Genomic DNA, 20,032 nt, shown 5'->3' with positions numbered 1-20,032 from the left:
GGAAGATGAGATATAACGGCCGAAATAAAAAATGGCAGTTATCATTGATCGTTCGATCGGTAAATAAGAAAAGAGTCGTTCCTTCAGGGAAGCCGGCTCTTTTTTTATTGAAAATATATAAAAGAATGATAATATATCGCTAGTTGATATATCGTGGTGCGATATAATTGGGGTGAAGAAATGAGCGAACAACCAGAAGTATTTTTGCCGCTTTCACAAGCGACCTATTACATCTTATTAGCTTTGCGTGAATGCCGGCATGGCTATGCGGTGATGCAGGATGTTGAAAAAATAAGTGAAGGAAGCGTGGCATTAGGGCCGGGAACTCTTTATGGTGCGCTTGGAAAGCTGCAGAAGCAAGGCATCATTCAACAAGTAAAGGTTATAGATGCTGATCGGCGGAAATATTATGTGCTGACGGATTTAGGAAGAGAAGTATTAGACCTGGAATACAAGCGGATTTTATCTGTTGTTTCTCATACCAAACGAGTAATGGGGGAAGAAAAAAGATGACTATAAAAAAAATAAGGCTTTTTCTGGCATCTAACATTGAAAAAGAAGAAAAGTGGCTGACTGATATGTCGTCAAAAGGATTCCATTTTCAGAAGTACTATTTTGGCGTATATAATTTTAACCAAAATCCAGAGGAAGAATACATTTACCAAATTGATTTTAATGAAGCGAGTCAAGAATACTTTTCTTTTTATAAGGAAGCAGGGTGGAAGCATGTTGACAGCAGCATGGGCAGGTTCCACTATTTTAAAAAAAGAGCTGATCAGCCAGGAGTAAAAAAACTTTATACAGATTTGGAATCAATGAAAGAATCCGTACAGAGAATGCTTCAGTTTTATCTTATGATGTTTCTTTTGCTTATTTGCAGCCAGGCCGGCCTTTTCCTTACGTGGCATGGCCATCCTGTACAAAAAGCCGTTGCAGCGCTTGCTGCGTTTGGAGTTGTATTATATCTGTGTTTGTTTGTCTCACTTAAAAAGAAATTACAATTCTATAAATAAAAAATTGCGGCAACACCTAGCCGCAATTTTTTGTTTATTGGAAATACTGATAATACACCCGCTTGCTCTCTTCAACAGAAGACACGCCCTGGATAAACACCCGGCCGTCCTTAAAAGCGGTCACTGTGTAAGGTGCATGCTGAAATGAAAGCAAAAAGCCGTTCTGATGAGTAATATCTGCTGTCTGCTGAATATGCCCGGCGAGCTCAGACAGATTTCTCTCCGTTACATCAGCTGGGCGGATCTGCACGGTATCACGTCCGCACAGGACAGCAAATTTAGTCGTCCGCTCGTATGAGAGAAATGGATAAACAGGTTTTGTGCCGCAGGAAGGGCAGTCGTTTTTTTTCATACGCTGTACATCTACCGATGAAAATTGATTTTTCCATAAATCAAAGGAAAAAATAGTTCCTCGCAGTGCATCTGTCCTTCCTGAAAGCCATTTGAGCGCCTCCGCGGTTTGAACCGACGCAGTCATTTGCACAGCGGGTGAAATAATGCCGGCGGTGTCACAGGTAGCACCTGCTCCCGGCATTGTATCCATTAAGCAATGCAGGCACGGTGTTTTACCAGGCACAATCAGCATCGACAAGCCGCCTGAAGCAACGCAGGCTCCGTACACCCACGGGATCCGATATTTTTGAGCGGTATCATTTAAAATAAAACGCACATCAAAATTATCGGTCCCATCCACAATCAAATCAATATTATTTCTTGTGAGGATAGATTCTAAAAAAGCGGCATCAACATCTTGTGTGAGAGCAGTTACACGAACATCTGAATTAATGGCGTTTAGTCTTTTTCCTGCTGCTTCGGCTTTTGGCATCCTGTCTATGGCATCTTGCTCAGTGTATAAGTTCTGCCGCTGTAAGTTAGAAAAATCTACGTAATCCCGGTCTACAATAGTAATATGCCCGACACCGGCCCGGGCGATCATTTCTGCGTTGGCCGCACCGAGAGCCCCAGCGCCAATGATCAGCACATGTTTTGTTCGCAGCAAATCCTGTCCGCTTCGTCCAATGCCTGGAAACAGCACCTGCCTTGAGTAGCGGTCTATCAAAGCACGCTCATTCCTTCAAGCGGACTTGAGGCATTCGCATGAAGCTTTTTCGGAATCCGTCCTGCTTCAAATCCACTCCGTCCGGCAAGCACAGCGTATTTCATTGCTTCTGCCATTTGAACCGGGTTTTGTGCGCCAGAAACAGCTGTGTTAAGCAGTACACCATCTGCACCCAGCTCCATTGCTTTCGCAGCATCAGATGGAGTGCCGATGCCTGCATCTACAATGACCGGGACATTCGCCTGTTCAATAATGTAATGAATATTAAGCGGGTTGACAATCCCAAGACCAGTGCCGATTGGAGACGCACCAGGCATAATCGCATGACAGCCAAGGTCTTCAAGCCGCTTGGCTAAAAGAACATCATCCGATGTATATGGAAGAACGATAAATCCTTCTTCTAACAGCATTTCAGAAGCACGCAGCGTTTCTACCGGGTCTGGAAGCAGTGTTTTATCGCAGCCGATGACCTCTACCTTAATCATGTCACATAAACCGGATGCCTTGGCAAGCCTGGCAATCCGCACTGCTTCTTCCGCCGTTTTAGCACCGGCTGTGTTTGGCAGCAGAGTATACTTTTTTGCTTCTATTTTTTCTAAAAAGTTTGGCTGGTTCGGCTCGAAGATATTCATCCGGCGCACGGCAAACGTTAAAATTTCCGTTTGTGAAGCTTCCACTGCCGCTTTTTGCACATCAAAATCAGGGAATTTGCCTGTACCGAGCAATAGCCGGGATTCAAATGAATAAGGTCCAATCTTTAACATATTTATCCGCCTCCTACAAATTGTACAATTTCTATGCGGTCGCCATTCGTCAGTTTTTGATCATCCCGCGTTGTTTTATCTAAAATAGACTGATTCAATTCCACAATGGCAAGATCTTTATTTAAATTAAAGTGGTCAAGCAGGTCACGTACCGTCCTTACATTTTCCGGTACATCTACTTCGCGTCCATTTACCGTCATTTTCATACAGGGACTGCCTCCTTTTGTGATAAAAAGCGTGCTGGAGAAAACGGCGCAAGACGTGCTGCAGTCTTTGAACAGCCGCTCAAATATTTTTCCATTAACAATCCAGTGATAGGACTCAGCAGAATGCCATTTCGATAATGTCCGGTGCATATGTATAAGCCGTCAACAAACGGGTGGGCACCGATAACAGGGAGGTGGTCTGCCGCTTGAGGGCGGACTCCGGACCAGGTTCGCTCAATGGTACCTGTATCTAAAATGGGAAGCAGGCGCGCTGCCCGGTTTAAAAGTGAACGAATACCGCCAGCCGATACAGACGGATCAAACGAATGTGGTGTAGATGTCGCGCCGATCAGCATCTCATTGTTTCTTTTTGGCACAATATAACAACCGTCAACTGCGAATATCGTTTTAACTGGTGCTTCTTTTGAGAGTTTAATGGACACACATTCACCTTTCACAGGAATAACAGGCGGCGTGAAGCCTGTACCTTCTAGAAGGGCTGAACTCCAGGCACCAGCTGTATTGATCACCCGGCTTGCATATACATTGCTTGATTTTGTTTTCACCCCGAGAACTTGTCCGTTTTGTATGATCAGCTCGTGAATGGCTGTATGCTCGTAAACATGAACTCCTGCATTGACCGCTGATCGAAGCAGGGCAAACGCAAGCAAAGGTGCTTTCACCTGATTGTCTTTTTCTAAATAAATGGCACCGGCTGTAAGACTTGTTAACTGCGGTTCTTTTTTTGGCACATCTTGAGGCTCAAGCCAGGAAACAGTCGCATCTTTTCCTGCTAAAAAACGATATTGAGCTAGTAAAGAGTCGCGGTCTTCTTCAGATGCGGCTACTTTTAAAAGGCCGGCTTTTCGAAATTCGATGTCGATGCCTGACTCTTCAAAAAGCTCATCACGCAGATCGGGGAATAAATCCCGGCTTTCGAGTGCGATTTCCATGAGCGGGTTTTCACATTCAAATTCATTTTGCGCCCCGAGCATTCCGCCCGCTGCCATTGAAGCTTTACCGGCAGAGTCCGAATCAAACAGCGCAACAGAAAAACCCGATTTTGCGAGGCGATAAGCGATGGAACAGCCAATGACACCGCCTCCAATTAAAATATATTCGTACTTGTTCATGTACTGCTTCACACCTTTCTATTGAAAAAAGCAGAAATCATCGCGGCACCGGAAGCTCCTGCCTGCCGAACCTGAGCTATATTGCCTTCATGAATGCCGCCAATCGCAATAACTGGAATGGTAACTGCCTGGGTTACTTGATGCAGGACATCAAGTCCTCGTCCGGGCAGGTTTTTTTTGGAGTTTGTAGCAAAGACGTGACCAAAATAAAGATAGTCAGCTCCCTGGGATTCCGCTTTTCGAGCAGAAGAAATACAATGAACTGATCGACCGGCAAGCTTGTCAGGATACTTCTGTTTAAAATCTGTCAGCTGCTCATCAAATTCAGAAAAATGAACGCCTAATACCGGCAGAAAGGGCACTAGATCGGGTGATGAGTGAAGAATCAGTTTTTCGGGCGGCATTCCCCGCTCAATCAAGCCGGTCAGGCGAGTGAAAAGCTGTTGTGCAGACAATTCTTTTTCTCGGATACAAACGGCATCGATTTCAGGGACAAGAGAAAGCAGCTTTGTTTGCACGAAATCCGGCAGACCGGCTCCATCAGTTACAGCATGAATCAGCTGCCTCACCTCCTAAAACAAAATAAAAAGCGCTGCTTTCTTATGAAAGAAAGCAGCGCTGAATGCACATAGATTGACTGGTATAAAGGTCTTCGCCACTTTCCTACGCCAGTATGAACTGGATCAGGTTCCAGGAATCCCAAAGTCATTCACTTTGATCTCAGCCTTTTTAAAAGGCACCTCCAGTGGAAGAATATTCAGTTTTTTTAAGAATATCACAAACAAGAAGCAGTGTCACGGTAATTTCGTAAATTAAGAAGGACTGTCTTTTTTTCTTGTCTTTATTTGTCGCGAAGTATGTTTCATAAAGTTCGGCTCGGGGGAATAAAATAAGAGTAACAAGAAAAAAGGGGAAAAACACCATGCATACAGCAGAAAATGAACAAATGATCTGGATTGAAAAGCTTATGGCACAAGGGATTTTTAAGCATGGCGACCGCCAGCTTTACGAATTGTCAACGGAAGAATTAATGTATTTAAGCGATCAAAGTGAAACGATAAATAATTAAAAAACCGCCCAGGCGCTTTCGTGCGCCTGGGCGGTTTTTTCTATATACACCAACGGAATAATTTTGCTGAAAGGAGAAAAAATAATAAGATGGTATTCATTTTAAACAAAACGCCAGAGCGCTTTTACCCATGCAAAAGAGTTGTCAGCACAAAAATAGTCGTGCAGTGATACGAGGCTGACCTGTTTAAATAGTATAAGCCGAATTCGTTGAATAAAATTACAGCCGTCAGGTATGAAAAAGAAAAAGACGGGGTAATAAGAAAAAATAAACCGAAACGCAAATGGGAGGGATTGACTGGTGAACCATACACTCTGGATAGGAAGCTACGCAAAAAAGGAAGAGCCGGGTATTTACAAAGTAATCGTTGACACAGAAGCGGAAACGCTCACTGTCACAAACCGCTTTAGCGGTGTGGAAAATCCGTCGTTTTTAGCAGAAGCAGACGGTTTTTTATATGCAGCCTCTGAATCGATGGATGGAAAAGCAGCTCTTTTCAGTATTGAATCCGAACAACTTGTACTAAAAGGAACAGCCGATTCGGGAGAAATGGCACCGTGTCATATTTACGCAGAAAATACATATGCGTGGACAGCGAATTACGGAGGATCAGTAACGAAATATGAGCGAAACGGTGATTCTATACAAAAAGTTGCTTTTTCCAAGCATGAAGGAAGCGGGCCCAATGAAGAAAGACAGGATGCTCCGCATGTTCACTCGGTTACACCTTTTCCAGATGGCCGCCACCTGCTCGTCTGCGACCTTGGGACGGACACGCTTGTTGTGTACGACAAACAAAATCTGGAGATTATAAAAGAAGTAAAGGCCGCACCAGGAGCCGGACCTCGTATGGCTCTTTTTCACCCAAAGCACCCGGTCGTTTATGTGATGAATGAACTTGATTCTACTGTTTCTATTTACAAGGTTGGAGATGGAGGCAGCATTACTCATTTGGATACACTGGCCGGACTGCCGGCAGGCTACAGTGGTGAGCATACAGGCGCAGATGTGCAAATAAGCTCGGACCATCGCTTTTTATATGCGGCGATTCGCGGGTGGAATGGCCTGGCTGTTTTTGATATCGGGCCGGACGGCAGTTTGTCTGAACCGCGTCACGTCAAAGTAGATGGAAAAACACCCCGCAGCTTTTATGCACTCACAGAGGAGCCTTTTTTAATTGTTGCATTTCAGGATTCTGATGAAATTTGCTTGTTTAAAATCCAGCCAAATGGCCTGCCTGTTTTTACGGGTGGAAAAACAGCCGCTACCCAGCCAGTTTGTGTAATTAAGAGAGGAGAGGATTAATATGAATACATCTTTATCAGGAAAAACAGCGCTGGTGACAGGAGCAGGATCAGGAATTGGCCGAGCAGCCGTCATTAAAATGGCAGAAGCCGGCGCAAACGTCATTCTGCTGGACCGAAGCCCGGAAGATTCAGACCAGCTTGTTCGTGAAATTGGTGAGAACCGCGCTATCCATGTAACTGCAGATGTATCAAAAGCAGACCAGATGGAAAAAGCAATTAAGGAAGGTGCGGAGAGGTTCGGCGGTATCGATATTGTATTTGCAAATGCAGGTCAGAACGGTACCTTTACGCCGCTTGAGCATTTAGATCCAGAAGATTGGAATTCGGTCATGATGACAAATTTAAGCGGAACTTTTTTAACGCTCAAATACACCATTCCTTATTTAAAAAAGCAGGGCGGAAGTATTATTATTACCTCGTCCATTAATGGCACACGTACGTTTAAAAACTTTGGATTCTCAGCTTATGCAACAACAAAAGCTGGCCAGGTCGGTCTTGGCAAAATGGCCGCCGTAGAGCTTGCACAATTTAAAATACGTGTAAATATTGTTTGCCCGGGGGCCATTGATACAAATATTGATGACAGCACAAATAAAGAAGAGGAAAAGCTGAAGGAAATTACAATCCCAATTGAATACCCAGAAGGCAATCAGCCGCTGGCAGGAGGTTCCGGACAACCAGAGCAAGTGGCGGACCTTGTTCATTACCTTGCCAGTGATGCTGCAAGTCATGTAACAGGATCTGTTGTATACGTTGATGGGATTGAATCACTTCTTTAAATAGCGGAAGATCAAAAACCGGATTATCCGGTTTTTTCTTTTTGTAGGCCCATTTTCCTTATTGAAATTTGGTTGAAACTTTGACGCTTTTGATCCGTATAGTCTAGTAGAATCCAAAAAAGGAGAGAATTCAAACATGAAAAAATGGGCTCAGCTGACAGCAGCAGGTTTCCTCACAATGGGTCTCGCAGCATGCGGACAAACAGCGGAACCAACGCCAGAAACGACTAAAGAACAAACAAGCGAGATAACGCTCGGTGAAGTATTTGACAAGTCGATGGAAGTGTCAAATGAAACAAAAAGCTTAAGTGCAAAAGTAGATATGACACAAAAAATGGAACAGCCATCCCAGAATTTAAAAATGGAAACCGACTCAGTAATGGACATGGATATTACAATGGAACCGCTCGCTATTTACCAAAAAGGCACGACGACTGTGGCAGCGGACGGCTCTGAAGAAAGTCAGCAGATGGATATGGAAATGTACATGACCGAGCAGGGATTTTTCATGAAAAATCCAGAGGGTGGCGGCTGGATCAAAATGCCGTCCGAAATGTATGATCAAATCGCTCAAATGACTGAGCAGCAGTCAGACCCGTCCCAGCAATTGAAGCAGCTTGAATCATTTAAAGATGACTTTACCTTTGAGCAGACCGAGGATGCTTACGTATTAAAGCTGGAGGCATCCGGAAGCAAATTCAATAAACTGATTCAAGATCAAATGGAGCAATTTTTGCCGCAAGTGGAAGGGCAGGACAATCAAGCTGCGATGGACGAAATGATGCAAGGCATCGACATTAAAAAAGTCGATTACACGATCAATATTGATAAAGAAACGTTCCAAACAACAGCGGTTGATATGATAATGGATATGACGATGGAAATGGAAGGCCAATCGATGACAATGAATCAGGTCATGAATGCCGACTACAGTAATTACAATGAAGTAGAAGCGATCACTGTTCCGGATGATGTCGTGAATAATGCGCAGGAAATGCAAATGTAAAAAAAAACCCCGCTTTTGAAAAAGTGGGGTTTCAGTGTGTAGACAAAGTCTTTCTCTTTCAAAAAAAGAGCCGATAAGTGAAGACTGCCGGACTGCGCGCCCCTTAGGGCAGTGCGGGAGCTTCCTCGGCTTGCGCCTGCGGGATCTCCCGACTCACTGTACTTCCCGCAGGAGCCTTCGTCCGGCCGGCTTCACTAAGTAGTCTTGAAGATCAATCAGCTAGGAACTGGATAGACATTCTCTCTTTTTTTAAAAAGAAAAAATACAACTTTATTCGCTCTATACCCTCTTGTCGCAAGCCACTTGGCGGCGTCCGGGTCAGCGCAGACTCCTATGGGACGAGCTGGCAGCAGAGACCGTTGGAGCCGCCAGGCGAAGTCGGGCTCGGCGTCTGCCCCATGGAAAGCGGAGCTGCCCGGACGCCGCCGATCTATCCTATTCTCATGTGCACGGTTATCAATCATTTGTCTATAGTCTGAAACCCCGCTTTTAAAAGCGGGGTTTTTCATGTGAAGGAAAGGGAAAGATGAGTAAAAAAGAAGGAAGCGATTTTATGAAAATTCCGGAAGAGCTTGCCGAGCTTGGTAAAAAAAGAATTGAACCTTATCCTGTAGAAGGTTTTGTATATGGCAGCGGGCCGAAGCAGCCGAAGCTGATGCTTGTTGGCGAAGCACCCGGTGAAACTGAAATTGGAAATGGCATTCCATTCAGCGGACGGGCAGGAAAAGAGTTAATGAAGTTTTTAGAAATGGCTGGAGTCAGCCGGGAAGAAGTATATATTACCAGTGCAGTTCGAAGCCGTCCTTATAAATGGGGAGAAAAAAGGGGGCCGGACGGCACTAAAATTAAGAGGAAGTATAACCGTGCCCCGACCAGCCGGGAAATTCTGGCCCATGCACCTCTCCTGGATTATGAGATTGAGCACGTGCAGGCGCCGATTATCGTCACACTCGGCAATATTGGTTTAAAGCGGCTGGTCGGAAACGACAAAAAAGTATCAGATCTTCATGGTGAACTGCTGGTGCAGCCAGTGCTGCAGCTAAAGGAAGAGCGATTTCAATGGACCGATAAAGCCTATCGTATTTTTCCTACCTTTCACCCAGCCTCTATCTTTTATAATCGCCGTTTGCTTGAGCTCATTCATGAAGATATGGAAAAGCTTCTTCTATTACGCAGGAATCTTTCGGTGAACGATCAATCCGATTAAAACAAACAGCATTAGTGACGAAAGGGCGGCACGGCTGGCAATATCTCCATAGTCAGCCAGCAGGAGGGTGATGGTGCCGTACATAAGCGGTCCGACGATCGCGGATAATTTTCCAGAAAACGCAAACAGACCGAAAAACTGGCCGCGTTTGTTTTCCGGTGACAGCTCGATAATCAATACACGGGAAGTGACCCAGACGGCGCCGAGCGCAACACCAAACAAGCTGCCGGTTACCCAGAACATTGGCTGGTTAACGGCAAATGTGCCAAGCAAAAGAGCAGCAAACAAAATGATGCCGACATAAAATACGGATTTTTTTGCCCCAGCGGCCCTCGTAATATAGCCGAAAACAAATGAACCGGCGATGCTTGAAACAGTTGACACAAGGTAAAGCAAAATAAATTCTCCGGAGGTAAAGCCGACAATTGCTTTTGCATAAACGGCCATCATGGCAATGGCAGTAGCGATGGCATCATTAAGAAAAAAATAAACAATCATAAACAAAAAGATAGGCCGGTACTTTTTCATGTCTTTAAATGTCGCCCAAATGTCGCGATAACCGGCAAAAAAAGGCCGCTTCGCCTGTACAGGACCCGGCACTTCTTTGTAGAAAAAAATCAGCGGCAGCGTAAAAAGAAAAAACAAGGCAGCAGTCGGCAAAAATGCGTTTGAAGAAGAGCCGCTGGCCACAAGCGGATAAACAGCCAGACCAACAAGAGTACCCATGTAACCGACTGCGACGCCAAAGCCGGAAAGTAGCGGCAGAGTTTCTTTCGTCCCAATGTCGCCCAGCATAACGTCGTAAAAAACCAGGCTGGACTGGTAGAAAAACTTAGCCGCCACAAACAGGATTACCACAATGACAAACGCCGCTGGAAGCCCGCTCCATTCACCAAAATCCTTGGGTGCCGTCAGCCCCATCAAAGCGGTGAATAAAATGGCTGCAAGAGCAAATATGACGACGTATCGCTTTTTATGGCCGCTCCGATCAATCCATACACCAAACAGCGGTGAAAAAATAACGAGAAAAAAGCTGGCGACTGCATTTGCATACGATAAAAAGGTGCTGGCGATTTGATCAAGTCGTTCGCTTCCTCCGGCGACTTCCTGTACATAAAAAGGAAAAAAGATTGTTGTAATGTTAGATGAAAAAATGGTATTTGCAAAGTCATACAGCGCCCATGACAAAACGGGCATTGTGAAAAACAGCTTCCATCCATGTTTTTTCGGCATAGAGGCACCTCCATATTAGTACAATTCGAATCGGTTGAACTGGTTTCCTGCCCTTTACAATAATTTAATATTTAAACCTATTAATCTTATGGGAATTTATGATCAATTTCGCTATACTGAAATTAAAGAAGGAAACTTTTTTCGTTTTGCGTTAAAATGAAACGGAATACTCTACATAAAGCGAGGGAAAACCATTGGGAAAAACATTTATTTTTGGTCACAAAAATCCGGATACGGACTCTATCTGCTCAGCGATCGTATATGCTGACTTGAAAACAAAGCTTGGACTTGACGTGGAAGCCGTTCGTCTTGGAGATATCAATGATGAGACAGCATTTGCTTTACAAACGTTTAATGCAGAAGCCCCGCGCTTCATTGAAAAAGCTTCACCGGAAGTGGATTCAGTCATTTTAGTTGATCATAACGAGCGTCAGCAAAGCGTAGACGATATTGATGATGTACATGTTCTTGAAGTTATTGACCATCACCGTATTGCTAACTTTGAAACAGCAGATCCGCTTTACTACCGGGCTGAACCGGTGGGCTGTACAACAACAATTTTAAACAAGCTGTACAAAGAACATGGTGTGGAAATTGAAAAGAATATTGCGGGCTTAATGCTGTCAGCGATCATTTCCGATTCTCTTTTGTTTAAATCACCGACATGCACAGAGCAGGATGTAAAAGCAGCACAGGAATTGGCTGAAATCGCAGGAGTAGATGCGAATGAGTATGGTCTTAGCATGCTGAAAGCCGGCGCAGATTTAAGCGGCAAAACAGCTGAAGAGCTGATCGGTATCGACGCCAAAGTATTCCCGATGGGCAGCAAAAAAGTAGAAATCGCACAAATTAACGCGATTGACCCGGCAGATGTGCTAGCGCTCAAAGCAGAGCTGGAAGAAGCCGTAACAAATGCGATCGTGGAAAAAACGCTTGATTTATTCCTTGTTGTCATTACAGACATCTTAAACAGTGACTCTGTAGCCATTGCTATTGGAGCAGAAACATCGGCTGTAGAAGAAGCATTTAATGTAAAACTTGAAAGTAATCAGGCCCTTTTAAAAGGCGTGGTTTCCCGTAAAAAACAAATCGTTCCTGTATTAACAGAAATTCTTCAAGAACGTTAATCGTGAAAAAGCTGTCTCTTCATCCCGAAGAGACAGCTTTTTTCTTAATTCATGACCCATTTATCTTTTAAGAACAGCAGACGGCCCAACGTAATGAATAAAACAATTATAAGAAGGTTCGTGCCTACCATCAGCGCTAGATGCTCGTAATTAATGACACCTGCCAGCAATTCCTTTAAAATGCTAAACAAGTTTAAAATGGGAATGGCAAAATGTTTTACAGTCAATTCGTTGACTCCAAGGTTCGTAATAAACATTGCTGGAAAAACAGACAGCATCATAACAGGTGCACTGTAGCTTTGAGATTCTTTAATTGTTTTACCGACGATGCTTGTCAGCATTAAAAGAGCACCGTTAAACATTGAGTACACAACGGTTACAAGAAGAGCAAAACCGATGATCAAAGGGAATTGATCGCCAAATTGTATTGCTTCCCGCAAGTTTTCTGTTAAAAAGGCTACTTCAAGACAAACAACTAACAGTGTTACCAAACCGATTACAATCCCAACTGTGGAGATGACAAGCCACTTTGCCATAAGCATAGTCGTCCGATTTACTGGCGTCATTAAAAGTGCTTCCATTGTTTTACGCTCTTTTTCTCCGGCAAACAAATCAGCAGCCGCCGGTCCAGCACCAACACCAATAGCCAGTGCTAAAATAAGCGGAATGAGCAGCGATAGCATCATCATGGCGCCGCCTTCAGAGGAAATCTCTTTTTGCTCAACCGTAAAAGGCTGTATAAGGGATTGATCAATGCCTTCTGCCTGTAGCCGCTCTGCAACGATTGTGTTCTCAAAGGCAGACAGGGCTGCGTTGGCTGCACTCATCACATAAGCTGAATTTTCACTAAATGAGTTACCGATAATGGAGATAGAAGCAGGTATACCATTTTCAATGTTTTCCGCAAATGATTCGCCGGTCACAAGTGCGGCCTGGGCATCCCCATCTGCTACTGCCTGCTCAGGATTTGCTGCTGTACGGACCTCGATGTTAGGTGTTTGAGCGAATAGCTGCTCCGCTTCCGGCTTAAAAGCTTGTTCAACAGCTAAAGTATAAGTATTATCATCGTCATTTGAAAGCATGCTGTCGTAAAACAACGTTAGTCCGGTCATCATCACAATTGGAAGGAAAACTGTTAAAAGAAGTGTCCGGCGGTCGCGGAAGCAGTCCTTTAATTCTTTTAAATAAATGTTAAGAAGCATAAGAAGATCCTCCTCGTACAAGTTTGGACATGAAAATGTAGTTTAAATCCCGACTGCCCTCAAGTGTGTATAGCATTTCTAAATCCTCGTGGCAGACAAGCTCGCCTTTATGAATCATTGCGACAGAATCACATAACATGGCGACTTCCTCCATGATATGGCTTGAAAACAAAATTGTTTTCCCTTCGCGCTTAAGCTGATGTACAAGCTGGCGGAAAACATTTGATGAAGTAATATCGAGCCCCGTTGTCGGTTCATCAAATAAAATAATCTCAGGGTTGTGAATTAAGGTCCGGGCAATAGCGACTTTTTGACGCATTCCTTTGGAAAATCCGCTGACTTTCCGGTCAAGATAATCCCGCATGCCGAATTTTAGGGCAAGGTCGTCAATCCGTACCTTTGTTTCATGCTTGCTTAACCCGTATAAAGAAGCAAAATACATTAAATTCTCCCGTGCTGTAAGACGGTCATACAGTCCGGTTTCGCCGCCGAACAGGACACCGATCCGCTTTTTAATTTCGTCTGGCTTGCGGACCGTATCAAACCCGGCCACTTCAATCGAGCCGTCTGTCGGTGTTAAAAGTGTCGCAATCGAGCGGAGCAGCGTTGTTTTTCCTGCGCCATTTTCACCAAGAAGCCCGACAACCTGGCCTTCCTTTACCGTAAAGGATACGTGTTTAAGGGCTGTCACGGACTTTTTCTTGTCCTGAAACTTTTTCGTTACTTCTTGAATATGGATCACATTATTTTCCTCCCGCTCTGTTTGATTTCTTGTCCTTATCATATTAAAAGTGCGGATAGGAATCTTCCTTTTTGTCGCGAATCGTCCGTTTCCTGTCGCGAAAAGATCTATTCCCTGCCAAAAAATGATAAAATAAAAACAACATAACATAGTGGGGGAGCGTTATGAGAGTTGGACTAGTAGATGACCGTACCATCGATTTGGACAAGCTAAAGGCAATTGTATCTACTGTTGCAGATGTGGAAGTGGTATTTGCCACGCAGTCCGCAGAGGAAGCCTATGACCATATCAAAAAAGAAACAATTGACGTGCTGATTGCTGATATTGAAATGCCTAATTTATCCGGCTATGAGCTTGCTGATATTATTCATTCACATGCGCTGAATATTGCTGTTATCTTTGTAACAGGCACAAGCGGCTACGCTGTTCATGCGTTTGAGCTGAATGTGCATGATTATATTATGAAGCCGTACACAAAAGAAAGGCTCACCCAGTCGATCGAGCGGCTGGTAGAAAAATCAAAGTCAGCTGAGATGACGGGCCGGCTTTATTTAAAGCAAAAAAATGATATTCATATTGTTCAAAAAAAAGATATTGTACTGATTGAACGCTCAGGGCGCTCAACGACGATTTATACAAAGTCCGGACCGATCAAAACATACATGACATTAAATGAGCTGGAGGGCGAGCTGCGGGAACGGGATTTTCTGCGGTCGCATCGTTCGTTTATTATCAATATTCATTATGTGAAAAACTTTTCTTTGTATGCAAAAAATTCCTATACGGTCACTTTTGACGGACTGGATGAAAAAGCGATGATTACAAAAGAAAAGGTAGAGTTTCTGCAGCGGAATTATTTTTAATACGGAGGTATAGAACGTGGGGGTTTTGTTTTTATTATTATTCGTATGTGCAGCAGCTGCCGGTTTTTACTGGTACAGGCGGCTGGGAGACTGTCAGCGCCAGATCAGCCGGCTTGAGCAGGAGCGGGAAAAAATGAACAAAACCTTTTTGTTAGTACGAAGTGAAAGGCACGATTTTTTAAAGCATATTTCAGCGCTTCAGTATATGTTTGAAAAAGGACAGTATTTGGAAGCAAAAACGTATATGGACGGCCTGATTGGCAGCTATGAGGAAACGAACTTGTCCATTAAAGGAGAATCCGGCGCAGTTGCGGGTATTCTGCATGACATGTATAGGCGTGCTAAAGAGGCAGGGGTCGATCTGATCTACGATTTGGATGTTCCGCTTTCGTCTCTGCCGCTGTCTGATCAGAGTATTGTCGAGCTGACGGGTAATTTAATCTCTAACAGCATCGAGGCAAGCAAGGAGTGGCAAAAAGAAAAGGGCCGCTGTGGCACAGTTGTTCTTCAGCTTTCGAAACGAAGCGGCTTATTTTTACTTTCCTGCAAAAATGAGTCACTGCCACTGCCCAATGAGATAGTTGATCGCTTATTTATAAAGCCCGGTCTTTCTACAAAGGGAGAGGGGCATGCCGGTCTCGGAACCAAAATCATTAAGGAATCTGTTCAGGCAGCTCACGGTTATCTTGATTTTATACATAAAGACGAGAGCTTTACAGTGAAAATTAAAATCCCTTCCATTGTAACTAAATAAATAAATGTAAAAAGGAAGTCAATTCTGAAAAGATTGACTTTTTTATTTTCCTTGAATAATAAATAGAAATCTGATATCCTGTTGAACACCTGCTATTTAAAAGGTGTAATCATTCTGAAAATTTTGATAGGATAATTATTAACGGAAGGATATGGAAACATGGATAAAAAAGCAATTGTTGACAGTGTGCCGCAGCGAGGCTTTTTTGGTCATCCAAAGGGGCTTTTTACGCTGTTTTTCACAGAATTTTGGGAGCGTTTTTCATATTACGGTATGCGGGCGATCCTTCTTTACTATATGTACTATGAAGTGTCAAAAGGCGGCCTTGGCTTAAGTGAAACAACCGCTGCTTCTATTATGGCCATTTATGGCTCTCTTGTTTATATGTCCGGGATTATCGGAGGCTGGATTGCGGACCGGTTAATCGGAACCGCCAAAACCGTTTTTTACGGCGGCGTACTTATTATGATTGGACACATTGTGCTGGCACTACCGTTTGGCGCATCCGGCTTGTTTGCATCCATGGCGTTTATCGTGATCGGTACGGGTCTTTTAAAACCAAATGTTTCAAGTATTGTCGGTGACCTGTACGCAGAAACAGATGCACGCCGTGATTCAGGCTTCAGCATTTTTTACATGGGAATTAATATGGGAGCACTTATTGCCCCGCTTATTGTCGGAACGATCGGCCAGGAATACAATTTTCATCTAGGCTTTAGTATTGCGGCATTTGGTATGCTTCTAGGCCTTGTTGTTTATATGAAGACACAGAAAAACAACCTTGGTTTAGCCGGTTCATATGTACCAAACCCGTTGGCTCCGGCAGAAAAAAAACGAGTTTTTACTCAATTAGCAATTGGAGCTGCTGTTATTGCCCTGCTGGTCGCGGCTGGACTGATTACAGGTTTTCTAACACTTGCAGTTTTCACAATGACAATCAGTGTACTGGGCATTTTAATTCCGGCGGCTTACTTTTTTGTTATGTACCGCAGTGCCAAAACATCTGAACAAGAAAAGTCACGCCTGCTTGCGTACATTCCATTGTTTGTAGCAGCCGTTATGTTCTGGGCGATCCAAGAGCAGGGTGCGATCATTTTAGCCCAATATGCAGATAAACGGACTGAGCTTGCTTTTATGGGCATGGAACTGCAATCTTCCTGGTTTCAATCATTGAACCCGCTGTTTGTTGTGGCGCTTGCACCGGTATTTGCCTGGCTGTGGGTAAAGCTTGGCAGCCGCCAGCCTTCTACGCCTGTTAAGTTTTCATTGGGCTTATTTTTTGCCGGGCTGTCTTTTTTAGTGATGATTATTCCGGCATTGGGCGGTTCTGACACGCTCGTGAGCCCAATGTGGCTTGTTCTCAGCTTTTTCCTTGTTGTTCTCGGCGAGCTTTGCCTGTCACCGGTCGGCTTATCGGTTACAACAAAGCTTGCACCTGCGGCTTTTAGTGCACAGACGATGAGTCTTTGGTTTTTAACAAATGCATCTGCCCAGGCAATCAATGCGCAGCTTGTTCGGTTGTATAGCGCAGATACAGAGCTTGTTTATTTCGGTGTAGTCGGCAGCGTTTCGGTTCTTCTGGGCCTTGTGCTGCTGTTTGTATCACCAATGATTCGACGTGCAATGCGCGGTGTAAACTAACTAAGAAAAGCGCCTCTTTTTAAAGGGCGCTTTTTTTGTTTTTCAGAACTTGCTATAATGAAAAAAGAGATGGGATAAAGGGGTGAGCGGGTGGAACAGCTGCAAGCAGCATCACAAAAAATAAATCATCAAAAACAGCATCAAAAAGCAAGTGCAAGACGATTGCTGAAGCGGACATTGTTTCTTTTTATCGGCGCTGTTTTAATGGCTGTCGGCATTGAAATCTTTCTTGTGCCTAACTCGATTATGGACGGCGGGATTGTAGGAATCTCCATTATTTTATCCAGTTTAACCGGTATTAAAATTGGTCTTTTTTTATTTTTTCTGAATATTCCGTTCTTTTTCCTCGGCTACAAACAAATCGGGAAAACCTTTGCCCTTTCCACTGTTTTTGGCATTGCCGTTTTGGCCATCTTTTCTACTCTCCTTCATCCAGTAGCAGCTTTCACAAGTGATATTCTTTTAGCTTCTGTTTTTGGCGGTATTGCGCTCGGAGCAGGGGTAGGGATAGTGATTCGATATGGAGGTTCCCTTGATGGGACGGAGATCCTGGCTATTTTGATCAACAAAAAACTGCCATTTTCAGTTGGCGAAATTGTGATGTTTTTTAATCTTTTTATTTTTTTATGGGGCGGCTTTGTATTCGGCTGGGATCGAGCTATGTATTCCGTGCTGGCATATTTCGTGGCATTTAAAACAATTGACGTTGTTATTCAGGGACTGGACGAGTCAAAGTCAGCATGGATTATTTCAGATCAGTATAAAGAAATTGGAGAAGCGATCATTGCCCGTCTTGGCCGCGGTGTTACGTATTTAAACGGAGAAGGTGCTTATACCGGTGAAGATAAAAAAGTGATTTTCTGTGTGATTACCCGGCTGGAAGAAGCGAAACTAAAATCAATTGTAGAAGACCTGGATGAAGGAGCGTTTCTGGCGGTGGCAGATATTGCAGAAGTAAGAGGCGGCCGTTTCAAGAAAAAAGATATTCACTAATTGAAAAGCTTCGGTGTGATGCCGGGGCTTTTTTTATTTTGGAATCGATGAATATTTATCTTGAATTCGAAATAATTATAATGTATACTTAAGTTATTAAGTTACTTTTAGAAAACAAGGGGGAATTTAAAATGGCAGTATTGACATTTGACCAAGTACACAGCGGAATTGCTTTTCAAGTAAAACACATGATGGTATCAAAAACAAAAGGGGAATTTACAAGCTTCGATGTACAAATTGACGGCGATGTAAACCAGTTAGAAACAGCGAAATGGACTGTATCGATTGACACAGCATCTATTGATACAAACAATGAAGATCGGGATAACCATCTTCGCTCAGGAGACTTTTTTGATGCTGAACAGTATCCTAAAATTACATTTGTCAGTGATTCTATTCAAAAAGTATCCGATGATGAATATGAAGTAACAGGACAGCTGACATTAAAAGGTGTTACAAATACAGAAACGTTTACAGTTGAGTTCAATGGTACATCAAAAAGTCCAATGGATGGCAGTACCATTGCCGGTTTTGATGCAGAAGGCAAGATAAATCGTGAGGCATACGGTTTAACATGGAATGCTCCGCTTGAAACAGGCGGCGTTCTTGTAGGGAAAGACGTAAAATTCAGCGCGAATTTTGAATTTGTTGTTGGAGAATAATAATAAATAAAAGCCGGTACCAGTTTTCTTCTGGTCCCGGCTTTTTTTGATTTTTTTCGCATTGCTATTTTTACGGCTGCGGTTCCAGCTGCCTTAAATATTTTTAAAATAGTAGTATGTGATTCTTTGATCAAATTATATAGTTTGTTTTCTTCAAATTCATTATAATGTGACGGGAAAGAAAGGAATGTTACTTGAATATGTAGTACCAGAGGAAGGATCGAATCTTTGGTTTGATAATATGGTTATCCCGAAAACGGCTCAAAATATCGACGGGGCACATGCTTTATCAATTTTGTGCTTGATCCTCAAACAGCTGCGCAGAATACAGAATATGCTGGCTATTCTACACCTAATAAAAAAGCGCTGGAGTTTATACCGGAGGAAACGACGTCCGACGAGCAGTTTTATCCACCGGCGCACATTACAAATCGATTAGAAGTATATGAAAATCTTGGCCCGGACATGCTCGCTCGCTACAATGAATTGTTTTTAGAATTTAAAATGCACCGCCACTGAATAACAGGCCGCCTGCTTGAGTAAGAATAATGTGTTTTGAAAAGATGTTTTTTAAAAGTTGAAACTTTTAGCAAATGATAAACGTATATGTAGTCATACTTGAGGAAAAAGGAGATGGAATAATGTTTGGAAAAGTAGCGGCAGACGTATTAGGGCTAAGTGATGTGGGAGCAGTTATTAAACCTTCAGATTATGATAAGGTGGATGCAGATGATTACATCATGCATGAAGATAATGAAAAAATTTATTTCCTTATTAAATCAAAAGCAGATGAGTACTGCTTTACCAATCTTGGTCTTGTTCACGTAGATGGCGCGAACGCTGTCAGTAAGAAGCGCATGCTTCGCCGCTTCAATTATGTAAATAACCGTGTTTCAAATGTGTACCTTGAAACAGCGGGCACCGTCGACCTGGATGTAGAAATCAAATTTACACTAGGCAATGAAACGTATTCCATTGATGTTCATAAAAAGCATCTTGAAGAATTGAAGGATTTGTATAAAGCATTATTAAAAATCGCGGAAATGCAGCGGGAGAATGAGATGCACCTTGGCTATGCACAGCAAAGTTTAGAGATGTCTGCGAATTCCATTAAAAACATTACCAAAACCCAGATTGATTTGGCTTCTGAATTTGAGAAAGTAAATGCTTACGCATTTGACTGGCTGAAAAAATCAAGTGATGAATATCGTGTCAAAGACTTCGGTGCTGTATTTGAAAAATATATTAACAATTAAAAAATATCCCGCCGG

The 20,032-nt window shown here is 43.2% G+C and carries 22 protein-coding genes, 1 pseudogene and 1 riboswitch; of the genes and pseudogenes, 15 read left to right on the top strand and 8 right to left on the bottom strand.

Going from position 1 to position 20,032, the window contains the following annotated elements; genetic code table 11:
* Positions 1 to 180: 180 nt before the first annotated feature.
* Both VP97_RS13225 and VP97_RS13220 read left to right on the top strand, forming a co-directional pair.
* Entirely contained in the window at positions 181 to 513 is a 333-nt protein-coding gene (locus tag VP97_RS13225) for a PadR family transcriptional regulator (protein WP_050182329.1), read from the top strand.
* Positions 510 to 1,013, top strand: coding sequence for a DUF2812 domain-containing protein (locus tag VP97_RS13220; RefSeq protein WP_050182328.1), 504 nt, complete (start codon positions 510 to 512; stop codon positions 1,011 to 1,013). The genes VP97_RS13225 and VP97_RS13220 overlap by 4 nt, the downstream gene beginning before the upstream one ends.
* Before the next feature lie 34 nt (positions 1,014 to 1,047).
* Here VP97_RS13220 and VP97_RS13215 read toward each other — a convergent pair whose 3' ends face one another.
* The 5 genes from VP97_RS13215 to VP97_RS13195 are packed head-to-tail and all read right to left on the bottom strand — an operon-like array spanning position 1,048 to position 4,745.
* On the bottom strand, positions 1,048 to 2,073 hold the full coding sequence (locus VP97_RS13215) for a ThiF family adenylyltransferase (RefSeq protein WP_050182327.1): 1,026 nt from the start codon (positions 2,071 to 2,073) through the stop codon (positions 1,048 to 1,050).
* Positions 2,070 to 2,837: a thiazole synthase gene (locus VP97_RS13210; RefSeq protein ID WP_050182326.1), complete on the bottom strand. Its 768-nt coding sequence runs from the start codon at positions 2,835 to 2,837 to the stop codon at positions 2,070 to 2,072. Before VP97_RS13210 ends, VP97_RS13215 begins: the two co-directional genes overlap by 4 nt.
* A gap of 2 nt (positions 2,838 to 2,839) precedes the next feature.
* Positions 2,840 to 3,043: a sulfur carrier protein ThiS gene (gene thiS, locus VP97_RS13205; protein ID WP_050182325.1), complete on the bottom strand. Its 204-nt coding sequence runs from the start codon at positions 3,041 to 3,043 to the stop codon at positions 2,840 to 2,842.
* Positions 3,040 to 4,176 (bottom strand): glycine oxidase ThiO, encoded by a 1,137-nt coding sequence (gene thiO / locus VP97_RS13200; RefSeq protein WP_050182324.1) that lies wholly within the window; start codon positions 4,174 to 4,176, stop codon positions 3,040 to 3,042. Before thiO ends, thiS begins: the two co-directional genes overlap by 4 nt.
* A gap of 8 nt (positions 4,177 to 4,184) precedes the next feature.
* Complete coding sequence (locus VP97_RS13195; protein ID WP_050182323.1) at positions 4,185 to 4,745, bottom strand: thiamine phosphate synthase; 561 nt, start codon at positions 4,743 to 4,745, stop codon at positions 4,185 to 4,187.
* A 74-nt stretch (positions 4,746 to 4,819) separates the two neighbouring features.
* A riboswitch (TPP riboswitch) is annotated at positions 4,820 to 4,930 on the bottom strand.
* A gap of 168 nt (positions 4,931 to 5,098) precedes the next feature.
* Between VP97_RS13195 and VP97_RS23315 the strand changes: the two genes are divergently transcribed.
* The 5 genes from VP97_RS23315 to VP97_RS13170 all read left to right on the top strand — a co-directional run bounded on the left by VP97_RS23315 (position 5,099) and on the right by VP97_RS13170 (position 9,544).
* Positions 5,099 to 5,245 carry a Fur-regulated basic protein FbpA gene (locus tag VP97_RS23315; protein ID WP_082220350.1) on the top strand — a complete coding sequence of 49 codons (147 nt, stop codon included), beginning with the start codon at positions 5,099 to 5,101 and terminating at the stop codon, positions 5,243 to 5,245.
* A gap of 300 nt (positions 5,246 to 5,545) precedes the next feature.
* Positions 5,546 to 6,550 carry a lactonase family protein gene (locus VP97_RS13190; protein WP_050182322.1) on the top strand — a complete coding sequence of 335 codons (1,005 nt, stop codon included), beginning with the start codon at positions 5,546 to 5,548 and terminating at the stop codon, positions 6,548 to 6,550.
* Between the two features lies 1 nt (position 6,551).
* Positions 6,552 to 7,331 carry an SDR family oxidoreductase gene (locus VP97_RS13185; RefSeq protein ID WP_050182321.1) on the top strand — a complete coding sequence of 260 codons (780 nt, stop codon included), beginning with the start codon at positions 6,552 to 6,554 and terminating at the stop codon, positions 7,329 to 7,331.
* A 136-nt stretch (positions 7,332 to 7,467) separates the two neighbouring features.
* Positions 7,468 to 8,337 (top strand): DUF6612 family protein, encoded by an 870-nt coding sequence (locus VP97_RS13180; protein WP_050182320.1) that lies wholly within the window; start codon positions 7,468 to 7,470, stop codon positions 8,335 to 8,337.
* Between the two features lie 553 nt (positions 8,338 to 8,890).
* Positions 8,891 to 9,544, top strand: a complete 654-nt coding sequence (locus VP97_RS13170) for a uracil-DNA glycosylase (RefSeq protein ID WP_050182365.1) — start codon at positions 8,891 to 8,893, stop codon at positions 9,542 to 9,544.
* Here VP97_RS13170 and VP97_RS13165 read toward each other — a convergent pair.
* Positions 9,506 to 10,777: an MFS transporter gene (locus tag VP97_RS13165; RefSeq protein WP_050182318.1), complete on the bottom strand. Its 1,272-nt coding sequence runs from the start codon at positions 10,775 to 10,777 to the stop codon at positions 9,506 to 9,508. The two genes, VP97_RS13170 and VP97_RS13165, sit on opposite strands and share 39 nt — an antisense overlap.
* A 194-nt stretch (positions 10,778 to 10,971) precedes the next feature.
* Here VP97_RS13165 and VP97_RS13160 point away from each other — a divergent pair, with 194 nt between their 5' ends.
* Entirely contained in the window at positions 10,972 to 11,904 is a 933-nt protein-coding gene (locus VP97_RS13160; protein WP_050182317.1) for a manganese-dependent inorganic pyrophosphatase, read from the top strand.
* 44 nt (positions 11,905 to 11,948) lie between these two features.
* Here VP97_RS13160 and VP97_RS13155 read toward each other — a convergent pair whose 3' ends face one another.
* Both VP97_RS13155 and VP97_RS13150 read right to left on the bottom strand, forming a co-directional pair.
* Positions 11,949 to 13,106, bottom strand: a complete 1,158-nt coding sequence (locus VP97_RS13155) for an ABC transporter permease (protein ID WP_050182316.1) — start codon at positions 13,104 to 13,106, stop codon at positions 11,949 to 11,951.
* Complete coding sequence (locus tag VP97_RS13150; protein WP_050182315.1) at positions 13,096 to 13,848, bottom strand: ATP-binding cassette domain-containing protein; 753 nt, start codon at positions 13,846 to 13,848, stop codon at positions 13,096 to 13,098. The genes VP97_RS13155 and VP97_RS13150 overlap by 11 nt, the downstream gene beginning before the upstream one ends.
* A gap of 164 nt (positions 13,849 to 14,012) precedes the next feature.
* On the opposite strand from VP97_RS13150, the gene VP97_RS13145 reads away from it, so the two are divergent.
* The 7 genes and pseudogenes from VP97_RS13145 to VP97_RS13115 all read left to right on the top strand — a co-directional run bounded on the left by VP97_RS13145 (position 14,013) and on the right by VP97_RS13115 (position 20,017).
* Positions 14,013 to 14,711 carry a LytR/AlgR family response regulator transcription factor gene (locus VP97_RS13145; RefSeq protein WP_050182314.1) on the top strand — a complete coding sequence of 233 codons (699 nt, stop codon included), beginning with the start codon at positions 14,013 to 14,015 and terminating at the stop codon, positions 14,709 to 14,711.
* 16 nt (positions 14,712 to 14,727) lie between these two features.
* A complete protein-coding gene (locus VP97_RS13140; RefSeq protein ID WP_050182313.1) occupies positions 14,728 to 15,465 on the top strand; it encodes a sensor histidine kinase in 738 nt (245 codons plus the stop codon).
* Positions 15,466 to 15,624: 159 nt separating this feature from the next.
* Entirely contained in the window at positions 15,625 to 17,106 is a 1,482-nt protein-coding gene (locus VP97_RS13135) for a peptide MFS transporter (RefSeq protein ID WP_050182312.1), read from the top strand.
* Positions 17,107 to 17,226: 120 nt separating this feature from the next.
* Entirely contained in the window at positions 17,227 to 18,099 is an 873-nt protein-coding gene (locus VP97_RS13130) for a YitT family protein (RefSeq protein WP_156153499.1), read from the top strand.
* A 131-nt stretch (positions 18,100 to 18,230) separates the two neighbouring features.
* Complete coding sequence (locus VP97_RS13125; protein WP_050182311.1) at positions 18,231 to 18,761, top strand: YceI family protein; 531 nt, start codon at positions 18,231 to 18,233, stop codon at positions 18,759 to 18,761.
* A gap of 193 nt (positions 18,762 to 18,954) precedes the next feature.
* Positions 18,955 to 19,280 (top strand): annotated as a pseudogene (locus VP97_RS13120) (ABC transporter substrate-binding protein); the annotation flags it as partial.
* 122 nt (positions 19,281 to 19,402) lie between these two features.
* The gene (locus VP97_RS13115) at positions 19,403 to 20,017 is read left to right on the top strand and encodes a PH domain-containing protein (protein WP_050182309.1); all 615 of its coding nucleotides are present in this window, start codon (positions 19,403 to 19,405) and stop codon (positions 20,015 to 20,017) included.
* Positions 20,018 to 20,032: the final 15 nt, after the last annotated feature.

This window comes from Domibacillus robiginosus, assembly GCF_000966195.1.
Lineage (GTDB): Bacteria > Bacillota > Bacilli > Bacillales > Domibacillaceae > Domibacillus > Domibacillus robiginosus.
The sequence above is the reverse complement of the archived record's forward strand: the minus strand, read 5'-3'. Positions and strand labels throughout refer to the sequence as shown.